Genomic DNA, 15,386 nt, shown 5'->3' with positions numbered 1-15,386 from the left:
CAGGGCCTCATCATGAGGCCCTTTTCAGGTTGCGATAATACTGAGCATCCCGCTACTCACGCACGACTAAAGTTGCATCCAACAAGGCCGATAGCATGAAAGCGGCTATCAACGATAAGGCGGCCTACTCCCTACCCCATCCGTTCACTTGCGAGATCCCTCAATGCTGTCATCCCTGCGCTTGCGCATCCTGCTTATTACGCTGGTGGTCATTACACTGGCCCTTACCATCAACGCCTCGGTCAGTTACCTGACCTTGCAGACACATAACGATCAACAGGTGGCGCAGCAGTTGGGCTCTGTTTCGCAGGGTAACGCTCTGGCCATCGAGGAGTGGGTGGCGGCACGTGCCGCCATGCTGGAAGCAGCTCGCATGCCGGTGATGGATAGCGACCCGCTCGCGCCGCTTTTGCAACTGGCCGAGTCGGGTGGGTTCATCGCGGCGTTCTATGGCCAGACCGATGGCCGGCACCTGTCATCCGATGGCTGGGTACCAGGCAGCGATTATGACCCTCGCCAGCGCGACTGGTACCGGGCTGCGACGGCGAAGGATGGCACCATCGTCTCGCTGCCTTACGTGGATGCCAACAGCAATCAGCTGGTGGTGACCTTTGCTACCCCGGTCAAGCGCGATGGTCGTCTGTACGGCGTGATTGGTGGCGATGTGGCCATTGATAACCTGGTCAATCAGGTCAATGCCATTCAGCCGACACCGTCGAGCTTTGCCTTTTTGAGCAGCGGTGGCGCAACCATCATCGCGCACCCTGACAAGGCACTGACGCTCGAGCCGCTGAGCCGCATCAACGACGCCCTGACGCCGACAAGCATCGAGCGGCTAAGCGCAACGCGAGATGCCTGGGAACCCGTCGAGGTCAATGGCCGCAGCAAACGCGTGGCTGCCACGCCCATCGCTGGTACGGATTGGGAACTCGGCGTGGCACTCGATGAGTACGAAGCAACCGCCGGACTGCGTGCCATTCTCAAATCATCGCTGGTCACGCTGCTGATCATCATTGCCGTGACGGCTCTGCTGCTCAGCCTGTGGCTCAAGCGTACCTTTGCAGGTCTTGAGCGCGCCCGGGATGCCCTGGACGATATCGCCAGTGGAGAGGGCGACCTGACGCGCCGCCTGCCGGAACAGGGCCGCGATGAAGTGGCGCAGATCAGCGGTGCCTTCAACCGCTTTGTCGGCAAGATGGAAGCGGTGCTGATGGACGTTCGCGCGAGCAGTGAATCCGTGCATCACGCGGCCAATGAAATCGCCATGGGTGGGCAGGATCTTTCCCGCCGCACCGATAACGCGGCTGCCAGCCTGCAGCAGACCTCCGCCTCGATTGAAGAGATCACCAGTACCGTGCAGCACACGGCCGCTTCGGCCAAGGAAGCCAACAAGCTCTCGCAAACCGCCTCCCAGGTGGCCAACGAAGGCGGCAAGGTCGTGGCGAACGTGGTCGTCACCATGGAAGAGATCACCCGAGCCTCGGACAAGATCGGCGAAATCGTTACCCTGATGAACAGCATCTCCTTCCAGACCAACCTGCTGGCGCTGAACGCCTCGGTGGAAGCCGCCCGGGCCGGTGAACACGGTCGCGGGTTTGCCGTGGTGGCCGATGAGGTGCGCAAGCTTGCCGGGCGCAGCAGCGATGCCGCCAACGATATCCAGAAGCTGATCGAGGACTCGCAAACCAAGGTGAATAACGGCACCACGCTGGTGCGCGATGCCGGCGCCACCATGCAGGATATCGTGGCACATATCACCCGCGTAACCGACGTACTGGAAGAGATCACTGCCGCCACCAGTGAACAGAGCGACGGCATCAATCAGGTCAATATCGCCGTGGCCGAGCTTGACCGCATGACCCAGGCGAACGCCGCCATGGTAGAAGAGTCAACCACCGCTGCCGAGCAGCTGAAAGAGCAGGCCGACCATCTGTCGGTGACCATAGGCAGCTTCAAGCTGTCGCAACATACGCAGGCCCCTTTAGCCCTCAACTCCGCCCCTTCCTTGCCCGCCTATTGAGGCATCAAGGCACCGGCGGCAGCGCGATATCGTCACTTCGGCTGGCGCCGGCGGTCATCTCGCGGCACAGGCGCAAGAACTCACGCACCCCGGTGGTCAGGTACTTGTGGCGGTGCCAGATAAAGGTGAACTGACGCTTTAAATCCAGCTCCGGCGTAGGCAGCGGCACCAGGCTTCCGCGCCGGAAGGCGTCGCGTAGCGCCAGGCGCGAAACGCAGCCGATGCCGAGCCCGGACTCCACCGCCCGCTTGATGCCTTCGGTATGCTCAAGCTCTAAAAGCGTATTGAAACGGCTGCGCCGATGGCGCGCCGCGTATTCCAGCGTCATGCGCGTGCCTGAACCCTCTTCGCGCATGATCCAGTCTTCGCGTAAAAGCTGTTCAAGCTCCAGGTGCTCGCGCCCGGCCAGCGGATGGCGCGGCGAGCAGAACACGCACAGCTCATCCTCCACCCAAGGCTGGCTGATGATCATCTCGTCATCGCACTGGCCCTCGATCAGGCCAAGGTCCAGCGAGTGCTGGCGCACGCTGTCGATGATATGGCGCGTGTTGCGCACCGAAAGGCGCACCCGGCTGCCGGGGTAGCGCTGCATGAAGTCGCTGATCAAAAGCGTTGCCAGGTAGTTGCCGATGGTCAGCGTCGCCCCCACATCCAGCGTGCCTACCCCCTGCTGGCCGCGCAGCAGTTCCTCGATCTCCTCGCCCCGGTCCAGCAGCGCTACCGCCTTGGGCAGCAGCTGAAAACCCAGCGCGTTGAGCTTCAAGCGTTTTCCCAGCCGGTCGAGCAACTGGCAGTCGAACTGGCGCTCCAGCTCCGCAAGGGCGGTACTGGTGGCCGACTGCGACATGGCCAGCGCCCGCGCCGCCTGGGAAACGCTTTCGTGCTGAGCGACGGCAACGAACACTTCGAGCTGGCGCAGGGTATAGTGCATAAAAAGCCTATATCGATTTTAAAGATAAGAGTTATCAATATAATTGACTTAACAGATATACCATCTTTGCTTAGACTTGCTGACAACATATTTTCTAATTTTTATTCTTTTTAAGAATATGAAAGATGCGATTGAGTGTCGGCATCGTTTAATGGAGAGAGTGCATGAGTAAGTTTGCTCTGGAAGAAGTGCTTAGCGTTCATCACTGGAACGACACCCTGTTCAGCTTCCGCACCACGCGTGAGCGCAGCCTGCGCTTCAAGAACGGCCAATTCGTGATGATCGGCCTGGAAGTGAACGGCAAGCCATTGATGCGTGCGTACTCCATCGCCAGCCCCAACTACGAAGACCATCTCGAGTTCTACAGCATCAAGGTACCCGACGGCCCGCTGACCTCACGCCTTCAGCACCTGAAAGTGGGCGATCAGATCATGGTCAGCCGCAAGCCCACCGGCACACTGGTATGCGACGACCTGCTGCCGGGCCGCAACCTCTACATGCTTTCCACCGGCACGGGCCTGGCACCGTTCATGAGCCTGATCCAGGACCCGGAAGTGTACGAGCGCTATGAAAAGATCGTGCTGATTCACGGCGTGCGTGAAGTCTCTGAACTGGCCTATTCCGACTTCATCACCAAGGAGCTCCCAGCGCATGAATACCTGGGTGAAGAGATCGCTGAAAAGCTCGTTTACTACCCGACGGTGACCCGCGAAGAGTTCCACACCATGGGCCGCCTGACCGATCACATCCGTTCGGGCAAGCTTTACGAAGACACAGGCCTTCCCCCCATCGACCCGCGCCAGGACCGCGCGATGATCTGCGGAAGCCCGGCCATGCTGGATGACACCAGCGCGCTGCTTGATGAACTGGGCATGAACATCTCCCCGCGCATGGGCGAGCCCGGTGACTACGTGATCGAGCGTGCGTTTGTCGAGAAATAAGCACTCATAGCAAACGCCTTCAGTGTTTAACTAAAAGAACCCCGCTACCGATCTCCGGCAGCGGGGTTCCTTGTGATACGGGGGAGCGAGTTAAACCGCGTCTTTACCCGTTTCGCCGGTACGAATACGAATGACCTGCTCCAGCGGCATGACAAAAATCTTGCCATCGCCGATCTTGCCGGTGTTGGCCACTTGGGTAATGGCATCAATCACCTGCTCGACCATGTCGTCATCCACGGCGACCTCGAGCTTCACCTTGGGCAGAAAGTCCACCACGTACTCGGCACCGCGGTAGAGCTCGGTGTGCCCTTTCTGGCGGCCAAATCCCTTCACTTCCGTGACGGTAATGCCCTGCACTCCGATATCGGAGAGCGATTCGCGTACGTCATCAAGCTTGAACGGCTTGATAATGGCTGAGATCAGTTTCATTGCGATATCCCCTGGCTTCATGGCCCTGTGAACTGATGGGTGTTACCGCCTGCGTCGGCCACCCGCTACCCCTAAGCATACACCGCTACCGGCAGAGAATAAAAAGGCCTTCCGCGAAAGGAAGGCCTTGAGGTGCATGCTGCTACGAACTGGGCAGCGGGTTATTTTTTAACGCTGAACTCCGGGTAGGCTTCAAGGCCGCACTCGGCGATATCCACGCCTTCGTACTCTTCTTCTTCACTGACGCGAATACCCATGATCGCCTTGAGAACGAGCCATACCACAAGGCTTGCCGCAAATACCCAGAGGAAGATGCCCGCAATGCCGATCAGCTGTGCGCCGAAAGAGGCTTCTTCATTGGTGATCGGCACGGCCAGCACGCCCCAGATACCCACCACACCGTGTACCGAAATGGCACCGACCGGGTCATCCAGCTTGAGCTTATCCAGGGTGACGATGGCCATGACCACGATCAGACCGCCCACCGCACCGATAATCGCCGCGCCCAGCCCCGTGGGTGAAAGCGGATCGGCGGTAATCGCGACAAGGCCTGCCAGCGCGCCGTTGAGCGCCATGGTGAGGTCTGCCTTGCGGAACCACACCTTGGCCAGCACCAGAGCCGCAATCACGCCGCCCGCCGCCGCCGCATTGGTGTTCACGAACACCTGCGCCACGTTATTGGCCGAACCGATATCGGACATTTTCAGTTCGGAGCCGCCGTTGAAGCCGAACCAGCCCATCCACAGAATGAACGTACCCAAGGTGGCCAGCGGCATGTTGGCGCCTGGAATGGCGTGAATCGAGCCATCCTTGCCGTACTTGCCTTTACGCGGGCCGAGAATCAATACACCCGCCAGCGCCGCGGCCGCACCCGCCATGTGAACGATGCCCGAACCGGCGTAATCGGAGTAGCCCACTTCAGACAACCAGCCGCCGCCCCAGGTCCAGTAGCCGGAAACCGGATAGATGAACGCGGTCATGACCACGGCAAAGGCCAGAAAGGCCCACAGCTTCATGCGCTCGGCTACCGCTCCGGAAACGATCGACATGGCGGTGGCCACGAACACCACCTGGAAGAAGTAGTCCGCGCGCATGGAGTAGTAGGGCGCGTCTTCACCGCCAGCGGTGACCGCATCGAGGCTGTTTTCAGCACCGATCAAGAAGCCCAGGCTCGGCAGAAAGCCGCCTTCGCTGCTTGAATACATGATGTAGTAGCCCACCAGCAGGTACATGGTGCAGGCGATGGCGAACAGCGCGATATTCTTGGTCAGGATTTCCGCGGTGTTCTTGGAGCGCACCAGGCCCGCTTCCAGCATGGCAAAACCGGCGGCCATCCACATGACCAGCACGCCGCAAATCAGAAAGTAGAAGGTGTCGAGCGCATAGCTCAGATCAGCCAGTTCGTTCATTGTCAGTTCCCCGTTGAACCAGAAAGTATCCCAGTGAGCCCCTACCTAGACGGCGTCAGCGCCGCGTTCACCGGTACGAATACGGATGACGTCTTCAAGCGGTGTGACGAACACCTTGCCGTCGCCAATCTTGCCGCTGTTGGCCGCGGCGCAGATGGCATCGATCACGCTCTCCAGGCGTGAGTCGTCAACGGCCACTTCCACTTTCACCTTGGGCAGAAAGTCGACCACGTATTCAGCGCCACGATACAGCTCGGTATGCCCTTTCTGGCGGCCAAAGCCTTTTACTTCGGTCACGGTAATACCCTGTACGCCGTTGTCGGCGAGCGCTTCCCGAACGTCGTCGAGCTTGAATGGCTTGATGATGGCGGTGATGAGTTTCATCCCGTATCTCCCCTGCTGGATAAGTCCTGCTGAATGGGTAGCGACGCGGTCGCTGGTCATGCCCTGCTAATGCGCATACCGTGCCACCAACGGTTTTTATTTTATTTTTTAATCACTTAATAAAAACTCGTGCGCACCAGAGCACCGTTTAAGGTCACTTCCACTTGGCAGGCAGCGCGTTTGCACCAAAAAAGACGAGAGAGGCGCGACCGCGCACCATTAGCGAGCGCCGGGCGCTGGCGTTAAATGCGTCAGTACCGCATGCAAAACATGCGTAGTCGCGAAGGGTTGCGTATCCTTGAGGTAGCGCCCATTTTTAAAGCATCACCATTGAGGAGAGCACCATGACACCCCAGGACCGCATCAGCCGTTTGGCCCAGCAGATCGGCGATCGTTTACAGAACGCTTCACAAGCCCCGGAAGATATTCAAAAAGGTGTTCAGCAGGTGGTTCGCGGCGCCTTTGATCGCCTGGAACTGGTATCGCGGGAAGACTTCGACATCCTGATGGACGTGCTGCAACGCACTCGTACCCGGGTAGAAGCACTGGAGCGCCAGGTGGCAAGCCTTGAAACCGCGATTGAAGCGAACAAGCCCGCCGCGCAATCGCCAGCGCCTACTGCCTCGGTGGAAGCGTCGGAAAGCCCCACGTCGGAAAGCCCCACGTCGGAAAATGCCCCGTCAGAAAACACTAAGCCAGAAAGCGTGAAGAAAGCGGCGCCCGCCAAGAAGCCGGGTGCCAGCAGCCCGTTGAAAGACGATAAGTAAGCCGTCCAACGACGCCATCGTTCGCGGCTTTACAGGCTGAAGGCCCACCCGACGAACAGCAAAAATGAGAACATTTATCATTGCGTTTTGTACCGGCAATGATAGGATCAGCACCAACAAAAACTGTTCTCTGGATAACCCATGAATCGCTATATCGTTATAAGCGCCGGTCTTTTGAGCGGCGCTTTTCCTGTGCTTGCTTACTCCCAGACCGCGACTCAAGCCGCCAACCAGGCTGACAGCACCGCTCAGGAAACCCTGGTGGTAGTAGGCTCGCGCACGCCCACCCAGATCAGTCAGATTCCTGGCGCGGTTCATGTGGTTGAAGGTCCAGAATTGCAGCAGCAGATCAATGCCGGGGGTGATCTGAAAACGGCGCTGGGTAGACTGGTGCCGGGGCTCGATTTTGGGCCGCAGGGGCGCACCAATGCAGGGCAGAACATGCGCGGACGCAGCGTGCAGGTACTGATCGATGGCGTATCGCTTAACAACTCCCGCGGCCTGTCGCGCCAGTTCGATGCCATCGATCCGTTCAATATCGAACGTGTAGAGGTGCTTTCCGGCACCAGCAGCCTGTACGGCGGTGGCGCTACCGGCGGCTTGATCAACATCATCACCAAGCAGGGTGAAAGCGGCCGCCCGCACTTCGAGTCTCAGGCCAGCGTGACCAGCGGATTCAACACGCGTCATGATGTTGATCGGCGGCTGTCGCAGTCGGCCAGCGGCGGCAATGACACCCTGCAGGGGCGCATTGGCGTATCGCTGGTCGAGAACGGCCGCCAGTACGATGCCGGAGGCGATGAAATATTCCCCGATATCGCGCAAAGCGACCTGCAGGACAATCGCCAACTGGATATTCTGGGTAACGTGCGCGTCGAGCTCGACGATGAACAGACGCTGCTGCTCAGCGGCCAGCTGTATGAGTCCGGCAAGAAAGGGGATCGCGGGGTCTACTACCCCAATCTGGCTACCGCCGCGCCGAACCTGAACGACGCCGACATTCGCGATGGTTTTACCGCCGACCGTGACCCGCGCACCGACCGCAAGATGCTCAGCGCCAGCTACCATCACGCTAACCTGCTCAACCAGGATTTCTACCTCCAGGTGTTTCATCGGGAAGAGGAGTCCAGCTTTCACCCCTTCCCTTACGCCGCTCAGGGCGGCGGCTACTACTTTGCCGCCTCCCAGCAGAACACCACCTTAAGCGGCTTGAAGGGGCTTTTTTCGGCGGACCTGACGGACAGCCTCAACCTGACCTACGGCGCGGATATGGACCGGGAGTCGTTCGACGCCTCGCAGATGCGCTTTGATCGTGCCGCCAGCGACGCCACCGGTGGCCTGGTGCAGCGCGCCGACCGCGTCACCCCGCGCTACCCGGGCTTCGAGATCGACACCCTGGCGCTGTTTGCCCAGAGCGAGTGGTGGGCGACGGATCAGCTTCAGTTCAGCGGCGGCATTCGCCATCAGCGCATGGACGTGGATATCGATGACTTCAACAACGTACCGGGTGGCTCGAGCGACTACGACGTCACGCTGTATAACGTAAGCGCCCTGTATGATTTCGACAACGGCCACCAGAGCTGGCTGGGCTACTCGGAAGGCTTCGAGTTGCCCGACCCCTCCAAGTACTACGGCCGCGCCGGGCAAACCGTGGCGGACAACCCGCTGGACGGCATCAAGACCCAACAGGTGGAGCTTGGCTGGCGCTACCAGGGTGGCGACTGGCTGACCCAGGCGGCGGTCTACTACGCCTGGTCGGATACCGCCATGGAGCTGGATCGCGACCTCAACATCACCCAGGTCGATGATGACCGCCGCGATTACGGCCTGGAAGCATCCGTGACGCGCTACCTTGGCGATGCCTGGGAAGTGGGCAGCACGCTGCACGTGCTCACCTCCGAGCGCAAGGTGGATGGCACCTGGCAAGACCGTGGCATTACCGTTGCGCCCTACCCCTCACAGGATAGCCTGACCGCCCACGTGGCCTGGCAGGATGATGCGCGCACGCTGCGCCTGCAGGGCAGCCACGCCCGCGAGTATCAGGACGCCGAAGGCGAGCGTATCGACGGCTTTACCACCGTTGACCTGATCGGCAGCCAGGATCTCGGCCTTGGCACCCTAAGTCTTGGCATCAGCAACCTGACCGACAAGCAGTACTCCACGCCCTGGGGCCAGCGCGCCGTCGGCTTCTACTCGCCCACCTACGGGCCCGAGTACCTGTACGACTACCAGGCCCGCGGGCGTACGTTCACGCTGGGCTGGTCAATGGAGTACTGAGCCTTTCGATGCCGACCCTTACCTCACTCACGCCGGCCACTCTTAGCCAGCTGGGACACCGGTTCGGCATCGACTATCTCCACTTGGAAGCGGCGCCCGATGCGCCGATTGCGCAGGGCAGCGTCAGCGACCTGCCGCTGCCGCCGGCGCTGCATCTCACGCTTTCGGACCTTGAGGTGCGCCACTCCTACCACTCACGTTCGACCCAATCCGTGCCGTGGTTTGTATGCGTGGTCATGGACGGCCATATTGATATCACTCAGGGGCAGAAGCGGCTGACCATCAGTGCAGGCCAGGGGCTGTGTTCGCACTTTACTCCGCAGGCGCCGCTGGTCGTCGAACAACCCGTCCAGAGGCGTTTGCGCACGCTCAACATCGCCGTTCTGGCAACCGCCCCCTACACTCTGCCCATCGCCAATGCGCCGCAGTTACGAGCCTGGACGTTGCCACCTGCGCTTTTTACCCAGCTGCTTGCCCTCAGCGAGCATCCGCTGGACGACTGGCGCCAATCGCTGCTCTGGCATGGCCTTGCCCTCCAGCTACTCGGCTATGGCCTGCCCACGCCACCTCCAGACAAGCCCACGCTCGTCTCGGACAGTAGAACGCGTGAGCGCGAACGGCTTGCCCAGCTGCATGACACGCTAAGCCGCCATCCGCTGGCTGACTACTCGCTGAAAGCCCTGGCTCGCAGCGCCGCCATGAGCCCAAGCAGCCTGCGCCAGAAATTTCGCCATCAATACGGCTGCACGATTTTTGACCACCTGCGCCGCTGCCGCCTTCTAAAGGCCTACCAGCAGCTGGAACAGGGCCACAGCGTTCAACGCGTGGCACATGCCTGTGGGTATAGTCATGCCACCAACTTTTCTACCGCCTTCAAGCGCCAGTTTGGCATGGCGCCTACCGCGGTGCTCAGCAGGACGAACGAGTGACCATCGCTGGCATCGCGCATAGCCAATTTGGCATTCGGCATATCTATCCATACCCATAAAAAGCAATAATTCTCATTACTATAAAGACCGGGAATTTATCATGCTTTTGCCCCAGCACCGCTTTGCCTATCGTCATCTGACGCTCGCGACCGCCCTGGCAGGCAGCTTTTTGCCCGCCGCCTATGCACAAACCGGCGCCGACGCCAGCAACGCCTTGCCCACCGTCACGATTACCGCCCAGCAGGCGGCTACCAAACTGGAAACGCCGGCTATCGAAACCCCGCAGAGTGTTTCCACGATCACCCGCGAGGCGATGGAGAATCGCGGGGTGAGCACGGTGCAGCGGGCCACCGACTACACGCCGGGCGTCTATTCCAATCAGGTAGGTGCCTCCAACCGTTTTGACTACCTGGTGCTGCGCGGCTTTTCCGACGGCAGCTTGAGCAATACCTTTCTGGATGGGCTGAAAGTGATGGGCGATGCCAATTCGCACAGCTCCATGCGCATCGACCCCTGGTTTCTGGAAAGCATCGAAGTGGTACGTGGGCCAGCGTCGGTGCTTTATGGTCGCGCCTCCCCGGGCGGCGTGGTGGCACTCAACAGCAAGCGCCCTGAATTCGAGCAGGGTGGCGAGCTGCGCCTGCGGGCAGGCAACAACCATCAGCGCAGCGCCGCGTTTGATCTGACCGGGCCGATTGGCGAGCAGCAGCGAGTGGCGTTCCGTCTGACCGGTATCGCCAGCGCCGCCGATACCCAGTTCGGCCCCACGGAAGAGCAGCGCTACGCCATCGCCCCGCGCCTGACGTGGGATATGACTGACGCCACCAGCCTGACTGTTGAAGCCTACCTGCAGGACGAGCCAGAAGGCGGCTATCACTCTGGCGTACCTTATGAAGGCGCCGTGGTGCCCCGCAACGGGCGTAAAATCAGCAACAACTTCTTTGACGGCGAGGAAGATTACGACGCCTATGAGCGTACTCAGCGCATGTTCGGCTATACGCTTGAGCACCGCTTTAATGAGCAGATGACCGGCCGCCAGATGCTGCGTTATCTCAACTCGGATGTAGTGCTCAACCAGCCTTATGGCTTTGGCTGGACGTCACCCACCTCCAACGAGCTGAACCGCTACTACTCCGGCAGTAACGAGTCTCTCCATGCCTGGACGATCGATAACCAGCTGGAAGCCCGCCTCAGCGATGGCTTTATGGAGCATACGCTGCTCTTTGGAGTGGATTATCAGCAGCGCGAAAACGAGGTTGCCTGGCCTTCCGGCGCCTTTGAGCCGATCAACGCGTTTGAGCCCGTTTATGGCACGGGCCCGGTCGCCTTTTACGACCCCATTCGCGAGCGTCATGAAATCGAACAGACAGGCGTGTACCTGCAGGATCAAATCGCGCTGGATAACTGGCGCTTCACTCTGGGTGGACGCTATGACTGGGTCAGTATCGATAACACGGACCTGGATACCGACGCTTCGAGTTCACTCAGCGATACCCAGTTCAGCGGCCGTGCCGGCGTGGTTTATCTGTTCGATAACGGCGTGGCGCCTTACCTGAGCTACTCCACCGCATTCACCCCCACAAGCTTTGTGGACGCGCGCGGTGATTTGCTCTCGCCCATGGAAGGCGAGCAGTGGGAAACCGGGGTGAAATACCAACCCAGCGGTAGCGCCAGCCAGTACAGCGCGGCACTTTTCCATATCAGTCAGAAAAACGTGGCGACCAAGGAGCAGCCCTCTGACCCGTACCGCGCCGTCGGTGAAATCGAATCCCAGGGCCTTGAGCTGGAAGCCCAGACCCAGCTGACCGAAACGTTCTCGCTGCAGGCAGGCTACAGCTTTACCGATATTACCTACGCCAAGAGCGACGACGGCAACCAGGGCAACAATGCGATTTACTCGCCCCGGCATCAGGTGCAGGTATGGGGCCATTATGAAGCGAACAGCGGCTGGCTAAGCGGCGTGGATGCAGGCGTTGGGGTGCGCCACTACGCGGACATCGCCGCGGATCGCGCCAATACCGAAACCGTGCCCGACTACACCCTGGTGGACGCCACCATCGGCTATGACTGGAGCCATGTCGGCATTAACGGCGTCGAAACCCGCCTGAACGTCAACAACGTACTGGACAAAGAGTACGTAGCCTCGTGCAACTCGCTGGACTACTGCTACTTCGGCGCGGAGCGCGGAATTACCGCAAGCGTTCACTACCGTTTCTAGCCTGCTGTTTCAGCCGGTTTGCCCAGGCCACACGCCTGGGCGCTTCTATTTGCAATTGATAAAAAGACTCGTTTAAATAAGGCGCTTACTGTCAGGTACTCACTCCATGCGCGGCTATTCCCTACTTCGCACGCTAGTTCAGAGCAGTGTTCTCGCTACTGGTCTGCTCGTGTCTTGTATTACTCATGCCCAGTTTGCCACGGTGGACTGGACCATCGCCGAGACGCTGGTGGCCATTGATGCGCCGATCAGCGGCGTGGCCCAGCAGCAGGATTACTACGATTGGGTGGGCGAGCCGCGCATCCCGCAAAGCGCTACGGACCTTGGGCTACGTGCCCAGCCCAACTTCGAGCTGTTGGCCCAGCTTGCCCCGGAGCAGATTCTGATCTCGCCGATGTTCGCCTCGCTCACGCCGCGCCTTGAGCGCATTGCGCCGGTCACTTCGCTTGCGCTCTATTCACCCGGCGCGGATACCTGGCAGGAGATGCAGGCGCTGACGCGCGAGCTGGGGGAGCTGACTGATCGCGAAGCGGCAGCAGAAGCGCTGATCGAAGACACGCAAACGCTGATGGCGTCACTGCGCGACGCGCAACCGGATACCGCACCGCTATTGATGGTGCAGTTCATGGATGCACGCCACGTGCGCATCTTTGGCGACAACAGCCTGTATAACGCGGTGCTTGAACAGCTTGGCCTGGCTAACGCCTGGGAAGAGCCGACCAACGCCTGGGGCTTTTCCCTGACGGGCATCGAGGTGCTCGCGAACTACCCCGACGCCCGGCTGGTAATCATCGACCCGCTGCCGCTCGGCGTGGAGGAGCAGCTGGCCACCAGCGGCCTGTGGCAGCAGTTGCCGATTGTAAAAAACGACACCCTGCTGCGCCTGCCGCCGGTATGGAGCTTTGGCGCACTGCCTTCGGCACAGCGCTTTGCTCGCGTGCTGACCTCGGCGCTTACCAGCGGTAGCTGACGCTGCCGATCACGCTGCGCGATTCCCCGAAGTAGCACCAGTAGTCGCAGCTGGCCACGTACTCTTTATCGGTCAGGTTATTGACGTTGAGCTGCGCCTGCCAGCCTTCAGCAAACGCGTAGCCGATCATGGCATCCGCCAGGGTGAAGCTGCCTACCTGGGTATCGCCATCCACGCTCTCGCCCACGTAGCGCACGCCGCCGCCCAGGGTCACGCCATTCAACGCACCGCCGGTAAAGGCGTAATCGAGCCAGGTGGAGGCCTGGTGGCGCGGAATCAGGCTGGCGCGCTGGTCATCTTCCAGGCGCGAATCGGTATAGGTGTAGGCGGCGGTGACCTTCAGGTCATCGGTGACATAGCCTACGCCTTCAAGCTCGAACCCCTGGGAGCTACGCTCGCCTTCCTGCACCTGAAACCCCGCCGGTGAGGTGACCAGCGTGTTGCTCTCTTCCAGATCGAACACGGCGGCGGTCACGTAGCCATCCCAGCCGATGGGCGCATACTTCACACCCGCTTCCCACTGGCGCCCTTCACGCGGGTCATAGAGATTGCCCGCGCTGTCGGACTGGGCAATGGGCTCGAACGATTCGGTGTAGCTGACGTAAGGGTTGATGCCGTTCTCGCCCAGGTACATGACGCCGCCAGACCAGGAGAGCTGGTTATCGTCAGAGCGTTCGGTAGTGCCCGCCGTCACGTTGGTGTTCTCGGTCTCGGCATGGTCGTAACGTAAGCCGCCCAGCACTACCCAGCGGTCATCCAGGCGCAGCTGGTTTTGCAGGTAAACGCCGGTCTGCTCTTTGTCGATATGCCGTTCGACCAGATCTTCATCGGCAAACGGGGTGTAGTTGCCGTAGGTGGGCGTGAAGATGTCGATCGGCGCACCGAAAGCATAATCATCGCCCTCCTGGCCCTTGAGGCCCAGGTTCTGGTAATCAACGCCCACCAGCAGGGTATTTTCAGTGCGCTCGGTGTACCAGTTGCCCACGAAGCGGTTATCTACCGTCCAGCTATCAGCCTTGCCATCGCGCAGCGTCAGGCCGCGTGAGGCACGCCGGTCATCCACCATGGAGAGCGCGTAGGTGCTGCGCAGTTCCAGGTCGAGTTCGCTGTAGCGTAAATCCTGCTCGAACGCCCAGGTGTCGTTGAAATCGTGACGCAGCTCGTAACCTAGCCCCCACTGAGTGCGCTTGTTGCGGTCATAGTTGGGTTCGCTGACGTTGGACTGCGGGCTGACCCGGCCAAACGGCGTATCCTGAATGCTGCCGTAAGGCAGCTTGAAGCCATTGACGGGCACGCCATCGTCCTTCTGCACGCTGGCCAGGAAGGTAACGCTGGTATCTTCGCTGAAGTCCACCGCCAGGCTGGGGGCAAAGTAGTAGCGCTCGTTATCCGTGTTATCCAGATCGCCGTCGCGCTCTTTATACATGCCCACCACGCGGTAGCGCACATCGTCCGATTCGCCTGCCGGGCCGCTGGTATCGATGCCCACCTGGCGATGGTTGCGGTTGCCCAGCTGGAAATTCACGCTGCCCTGCGGGGTGTCCGTCGGGCGCTTGCTCACCGCGTTGATCAACCCACCGGGAGGCGCCTCGCCGTAAAGGATCGAGGACGGCCCCTTGAATACCTCCACCCGTTCGAGCCCGTAAGGCTCCGGCAGCCACTGATAGAAGCCTTCGCGATAGATTCGCAGGCCATCCTGGTAAGTGGACTGGTCAAACCCGCGCACCTTGAACCAGTCAGTATCGTTGTCGCTGCCGTAGTGGCCGGCAAGCACCCCCGCGCGATAGCGGAAGGTTTCATCCAACTGCTGCACGTTGCGGGTTTCAAGCTCCTCACGGTCAACGCTTGAAACCGGGCGCGGCGTTTCCACCAGCGGCGTATCCACCTTCAAGGCCGTGCCGACCACCACCAGGGTATCGTTATTGACCGCTTCCTGGGCGCTGGCAGTGGCGCAGACAAGAACGGCGGTGACAGGAATCAACGCGGCAATGGAACGCGCCAGAGGGCAGCGAACAAACGGCAAAGACGGCATGTTGGGTACTCGATTGGGGTAGGAGCAGAGAGGTAGAAAGATTTTTAGTGATAATCGTTGTTATTTATATCTACTATAC

At 60.1% G+C, this 15,386-nt stretch carries 12 protein-coding genes; 7 read left to right on the top strand and 5 right to left on the bottom strand.

What is annotated here, in order from left to right; genetic code table 11:
* Window positions 1-163 precede the first annotated feature (163 nt).
* On the top strand, window positions 164-2,020 hold the full coding sequence (locus tag B0H98_RS09195) for a methyl-accepting chemotaxis protein (RefSeq protein ID WP_106374771.1): 1,857 nt from the start codon (window positions 164-166) through the stop codon (window positions 2,018-2,020).
* Between the two features lie 4 nt (window positions 2,021-2,024).
* Here the strand turns inward: B0H98_RS09195 and B0H98_RS09190 are convergent, their stop codons facing one another.
* The gene (locus tag B0H98_RS09190; protein ID WP_106374770.1) at window positions 2,025-2,951 is read right to left on the bottom strand and encodes a LysR family transcriptional regulator; all 927 of its coding nucleotides are present in this window, start codon (window positions 2,949-2,951) and stop codon (window positions 2,025-2,027) included.
* 164 nt (window positions 2,952-3,115) lie between these two features.
* Between B0H98_RS09190 and B0H98_RS09185 the strand changes: the two genes are divergently transcribed.
* Window positions 3,116-3,892: a ferredoxin--NADP reductase gene (locus B0H98_RS09185; RefSeq protein WP_106374769.1), complete on the top strand. Its 777-nt coding sequence runs from the start codon at window positions 3,116-3,118 to the stop codon at window positions 3,890-3,892.
* 90 nt (window positions 3,893-3,982) lie between these two features.
* Here the strand turns inward: B0H98_RS09185 and glnK are convergent, their stop codons facing one another.
* From glnK to B0H98_RS09170, 3 genes are all read right to left on the bottom strand, one after another.
* On the bottom strand, window positions 3,983-4,321 hold the full coding sequence (glnK, locus tag B0H98_RS09180) for a P-II family nitrogen regulator (protein ID WP_027337179.1): 339 nt from the start codon (window positions 4,319-4,321) through the stop codon (window positions 3,983-3,985).
* Window positions 4,322-4,482: 161 nt separating this feature from the next.
* On the bottom strand, window positions 4,483-5,730 hold the full coding sequence (locus B0H98_RS09175; RefSeq protein WP_106374768.1) for an ammonium transporter: 1,248 nt from the start codon (window positions 5,728-5,730) through the stop codon (window positions 4,483-4,485).
* A gap of 45 nt (window positions 5,731-5,775) precedes the next feature.
* Window positions 5,776-6,114 (bottom strand): P-II family nitrogen regulator, encoded by a 339-nt coding sequence (locus B0H98_RS09170; protein WP_106374767.1) that lies wholly within the window; start codon window positions 6,112-6,114, stop codon window positions 5,776-5,778.
* A 344-nt stretch (window positions 6,115-6,458) separates the two neighbouring features.
* Between B0H98_RS09170 and B0H98_RS09165 the strand changes: the two genes are divergently transcribed.
* From B0H98_RS09165 to B0H98_RS09145, 5 genes are all read left to right on the top strand, one after another.
* On the top strand, window positions 6,459-6,881 hold the full coding sequence (locus B0H98_RS09165) for an accessory factor UbiK family protein (RefSeq protein ID WP_106374766.1): 423 nt from the start codon (window positions 6,459-6,461) through the stop codon (window positions 6,879-6,881).
* A 141-nt stretch (window positions 6,882-7,022) separates the two neighbouring features.
* Window positions 7,023-9,158 (top strand): TonB-dependent receptor, encoded by a 2,136-nt coding sequence (locus B0H98_RS09160; protein WP_106374765.1) that lies wholly within the window; start codon window positions 7,023-7,025, stop codon window positions 9,156-9,158.
* An 8-nt stretch (window positions 9,159-9,166) separates the two neighbouring features.
* Entirely contained in the window at window positions 9,167-10,087 is a 921-nt protein-coding gene (locus B0H98_RS09155) for a helix-turn-helix domain-containing protein (protein WP_106374764.1), read from the top strand.
* Window positions 10,088-10,187: 100 nt separating this feature from the next.
* Window positions 10,188-12,305: a TonB-dependent siderophore receptor gene (locus B0H98_RS09150; protein ID WP_106374763.1), complete on the top strand. Its 2,118-nt coding sequence runs from the start codon at window positions 10,188-10,190 to the stop codon at window positions 12,303-12,305.
* Between the two features lie 106 nt (window positions 12,306-12,411).
* Window positions 12,412-13,275: an ABC transporter substrate-binding protein gene (locus B0H98_RS09145; protein WP_106374762.1), complete on the top strand. Its 864-nt coding sequence runs from the start codon at window positions 12,412-12,414 to the stop codon at window positions 13,273-13,275.
* Here B0H98_RS09145 and B0H98_RS09140 read toward each other — a convergent pair.
* Entirely contained in the window at window positions 13,259-15,307 is a 2,049-nt protein-coding gene (locus tag B0H98_RS09140; RefSeq protein WP_106374761.1) for a TonB-dependent siderophore receptor, read from the bottom strand. The genes B0H98_RS09145 and B0H98_RS09140 overlap by 17 nt on opposite strands.
* Window positions 15,308-15,386: the final 79 nt, after the last annotated feature.

Source organism: Vreelandella songnenensis (genome assembly GCF_003002925.1).
Taxonomy (GTDB): domain Bacteria; phylum Pseudomonadota; class Gammaproteobacteria; order Pseudomonadales; family Halomonadaceae; genus Vreelandella; species Vreelandella songnenensis.
Note: the sequence above shows the minus strand (reverse complement) of the source record. Positions and strands in the feature narration are given on the sequence as shown.

Excerpts from the sequence above, each read along its gene's own strand:
- B0H98_RS09195 (WP_106374771.1), top strand. The coding sequence starts at position 164 with ATGCTGTCATCCCTGCGCTTGCGCATCCTGCTTATTACGCTGGTGGTC.
- B0H98_RS09190 (WP_106374770.1), bottom strand. The coding sequence starts at position 2,951 with ATGCACTATACCCTGCGCCAGCTCGAAGTGTTCGTTGCCGTCGCTCAG.
- B0H98_RS09185 (WP_106374769.1), top strand. The coding sequence starts at position 3,116 with ATGAGTAAGTTTGCTCTGGAAGAAGTGCTTAGCGTTCATCACTGGAAC.
- glnK (WP_027337179.1), bottom strand. The coding sequence starts at position 4,321 with ATGAAACTGATCTCAGCCATTATCAAGCCGTTCAAGCTTGATGACGTA.
- B0H98_RS09175 (WP_106374768.1), bottom strand. The coding sequence starts at position 5,730 with ATGAACGAACTGGCTGATCTGAGCTATGCGCTCGACACCTTCTACTTT.
- B0H98_RS09170 (WP_106374767.1), bottom strand. The coding sequence starts at position 6,114 with ATGAAACTCATCACCGCCATCATCAAGCCATTCAAGCTCGACGACGTT.
- B0H98_RS09165 (WP_106374766.1), top strand. The coding sequence starts at position 6,459 with ATGACACCCCAGGACCGCATCAGCCGTTTGGCCCAGCAGATCGGCGAT.
- B0H98_RS09160 (WP_106374765.1), top strand. The coding sequence starts at position 7,023 with ATGAATCGCTATATCGTTATAAGCGCCGGTCTTTTGAGCGGCGCTTTT.
- B0H98_RS09155 (WP_106374764.1), top strand. The coding sequence starts at position 9,167 with ATGCCGACCCTTACCTCACTCACGCCGGCCACTCTTAGCCAGCTGGGA.
- B0H98_RS09150 (WP_106374763.1), top strand. The coding sequence starts at position 10,188 with ATGCTTTTGCCCCAGCACCGCTTTGCCTATCGTCATCTGACGCTCGCG.
- B0H98_RS09145 (WP_106374762.1), top strand. The coding sequence starts at position 12,412 with ATGCGCGGCTATTCCCTACTTCGCACGCTAGTTCAGAGCAGTGTTCTC.
- B0H98_RS09140 (WP_106374761.1), bottom strand. The coding sequence starts at position 15,307 with ATGCCGTCTTTGCCGTTTGTTCGCTGCCCTCTGGCGCGTTCCATTGCC.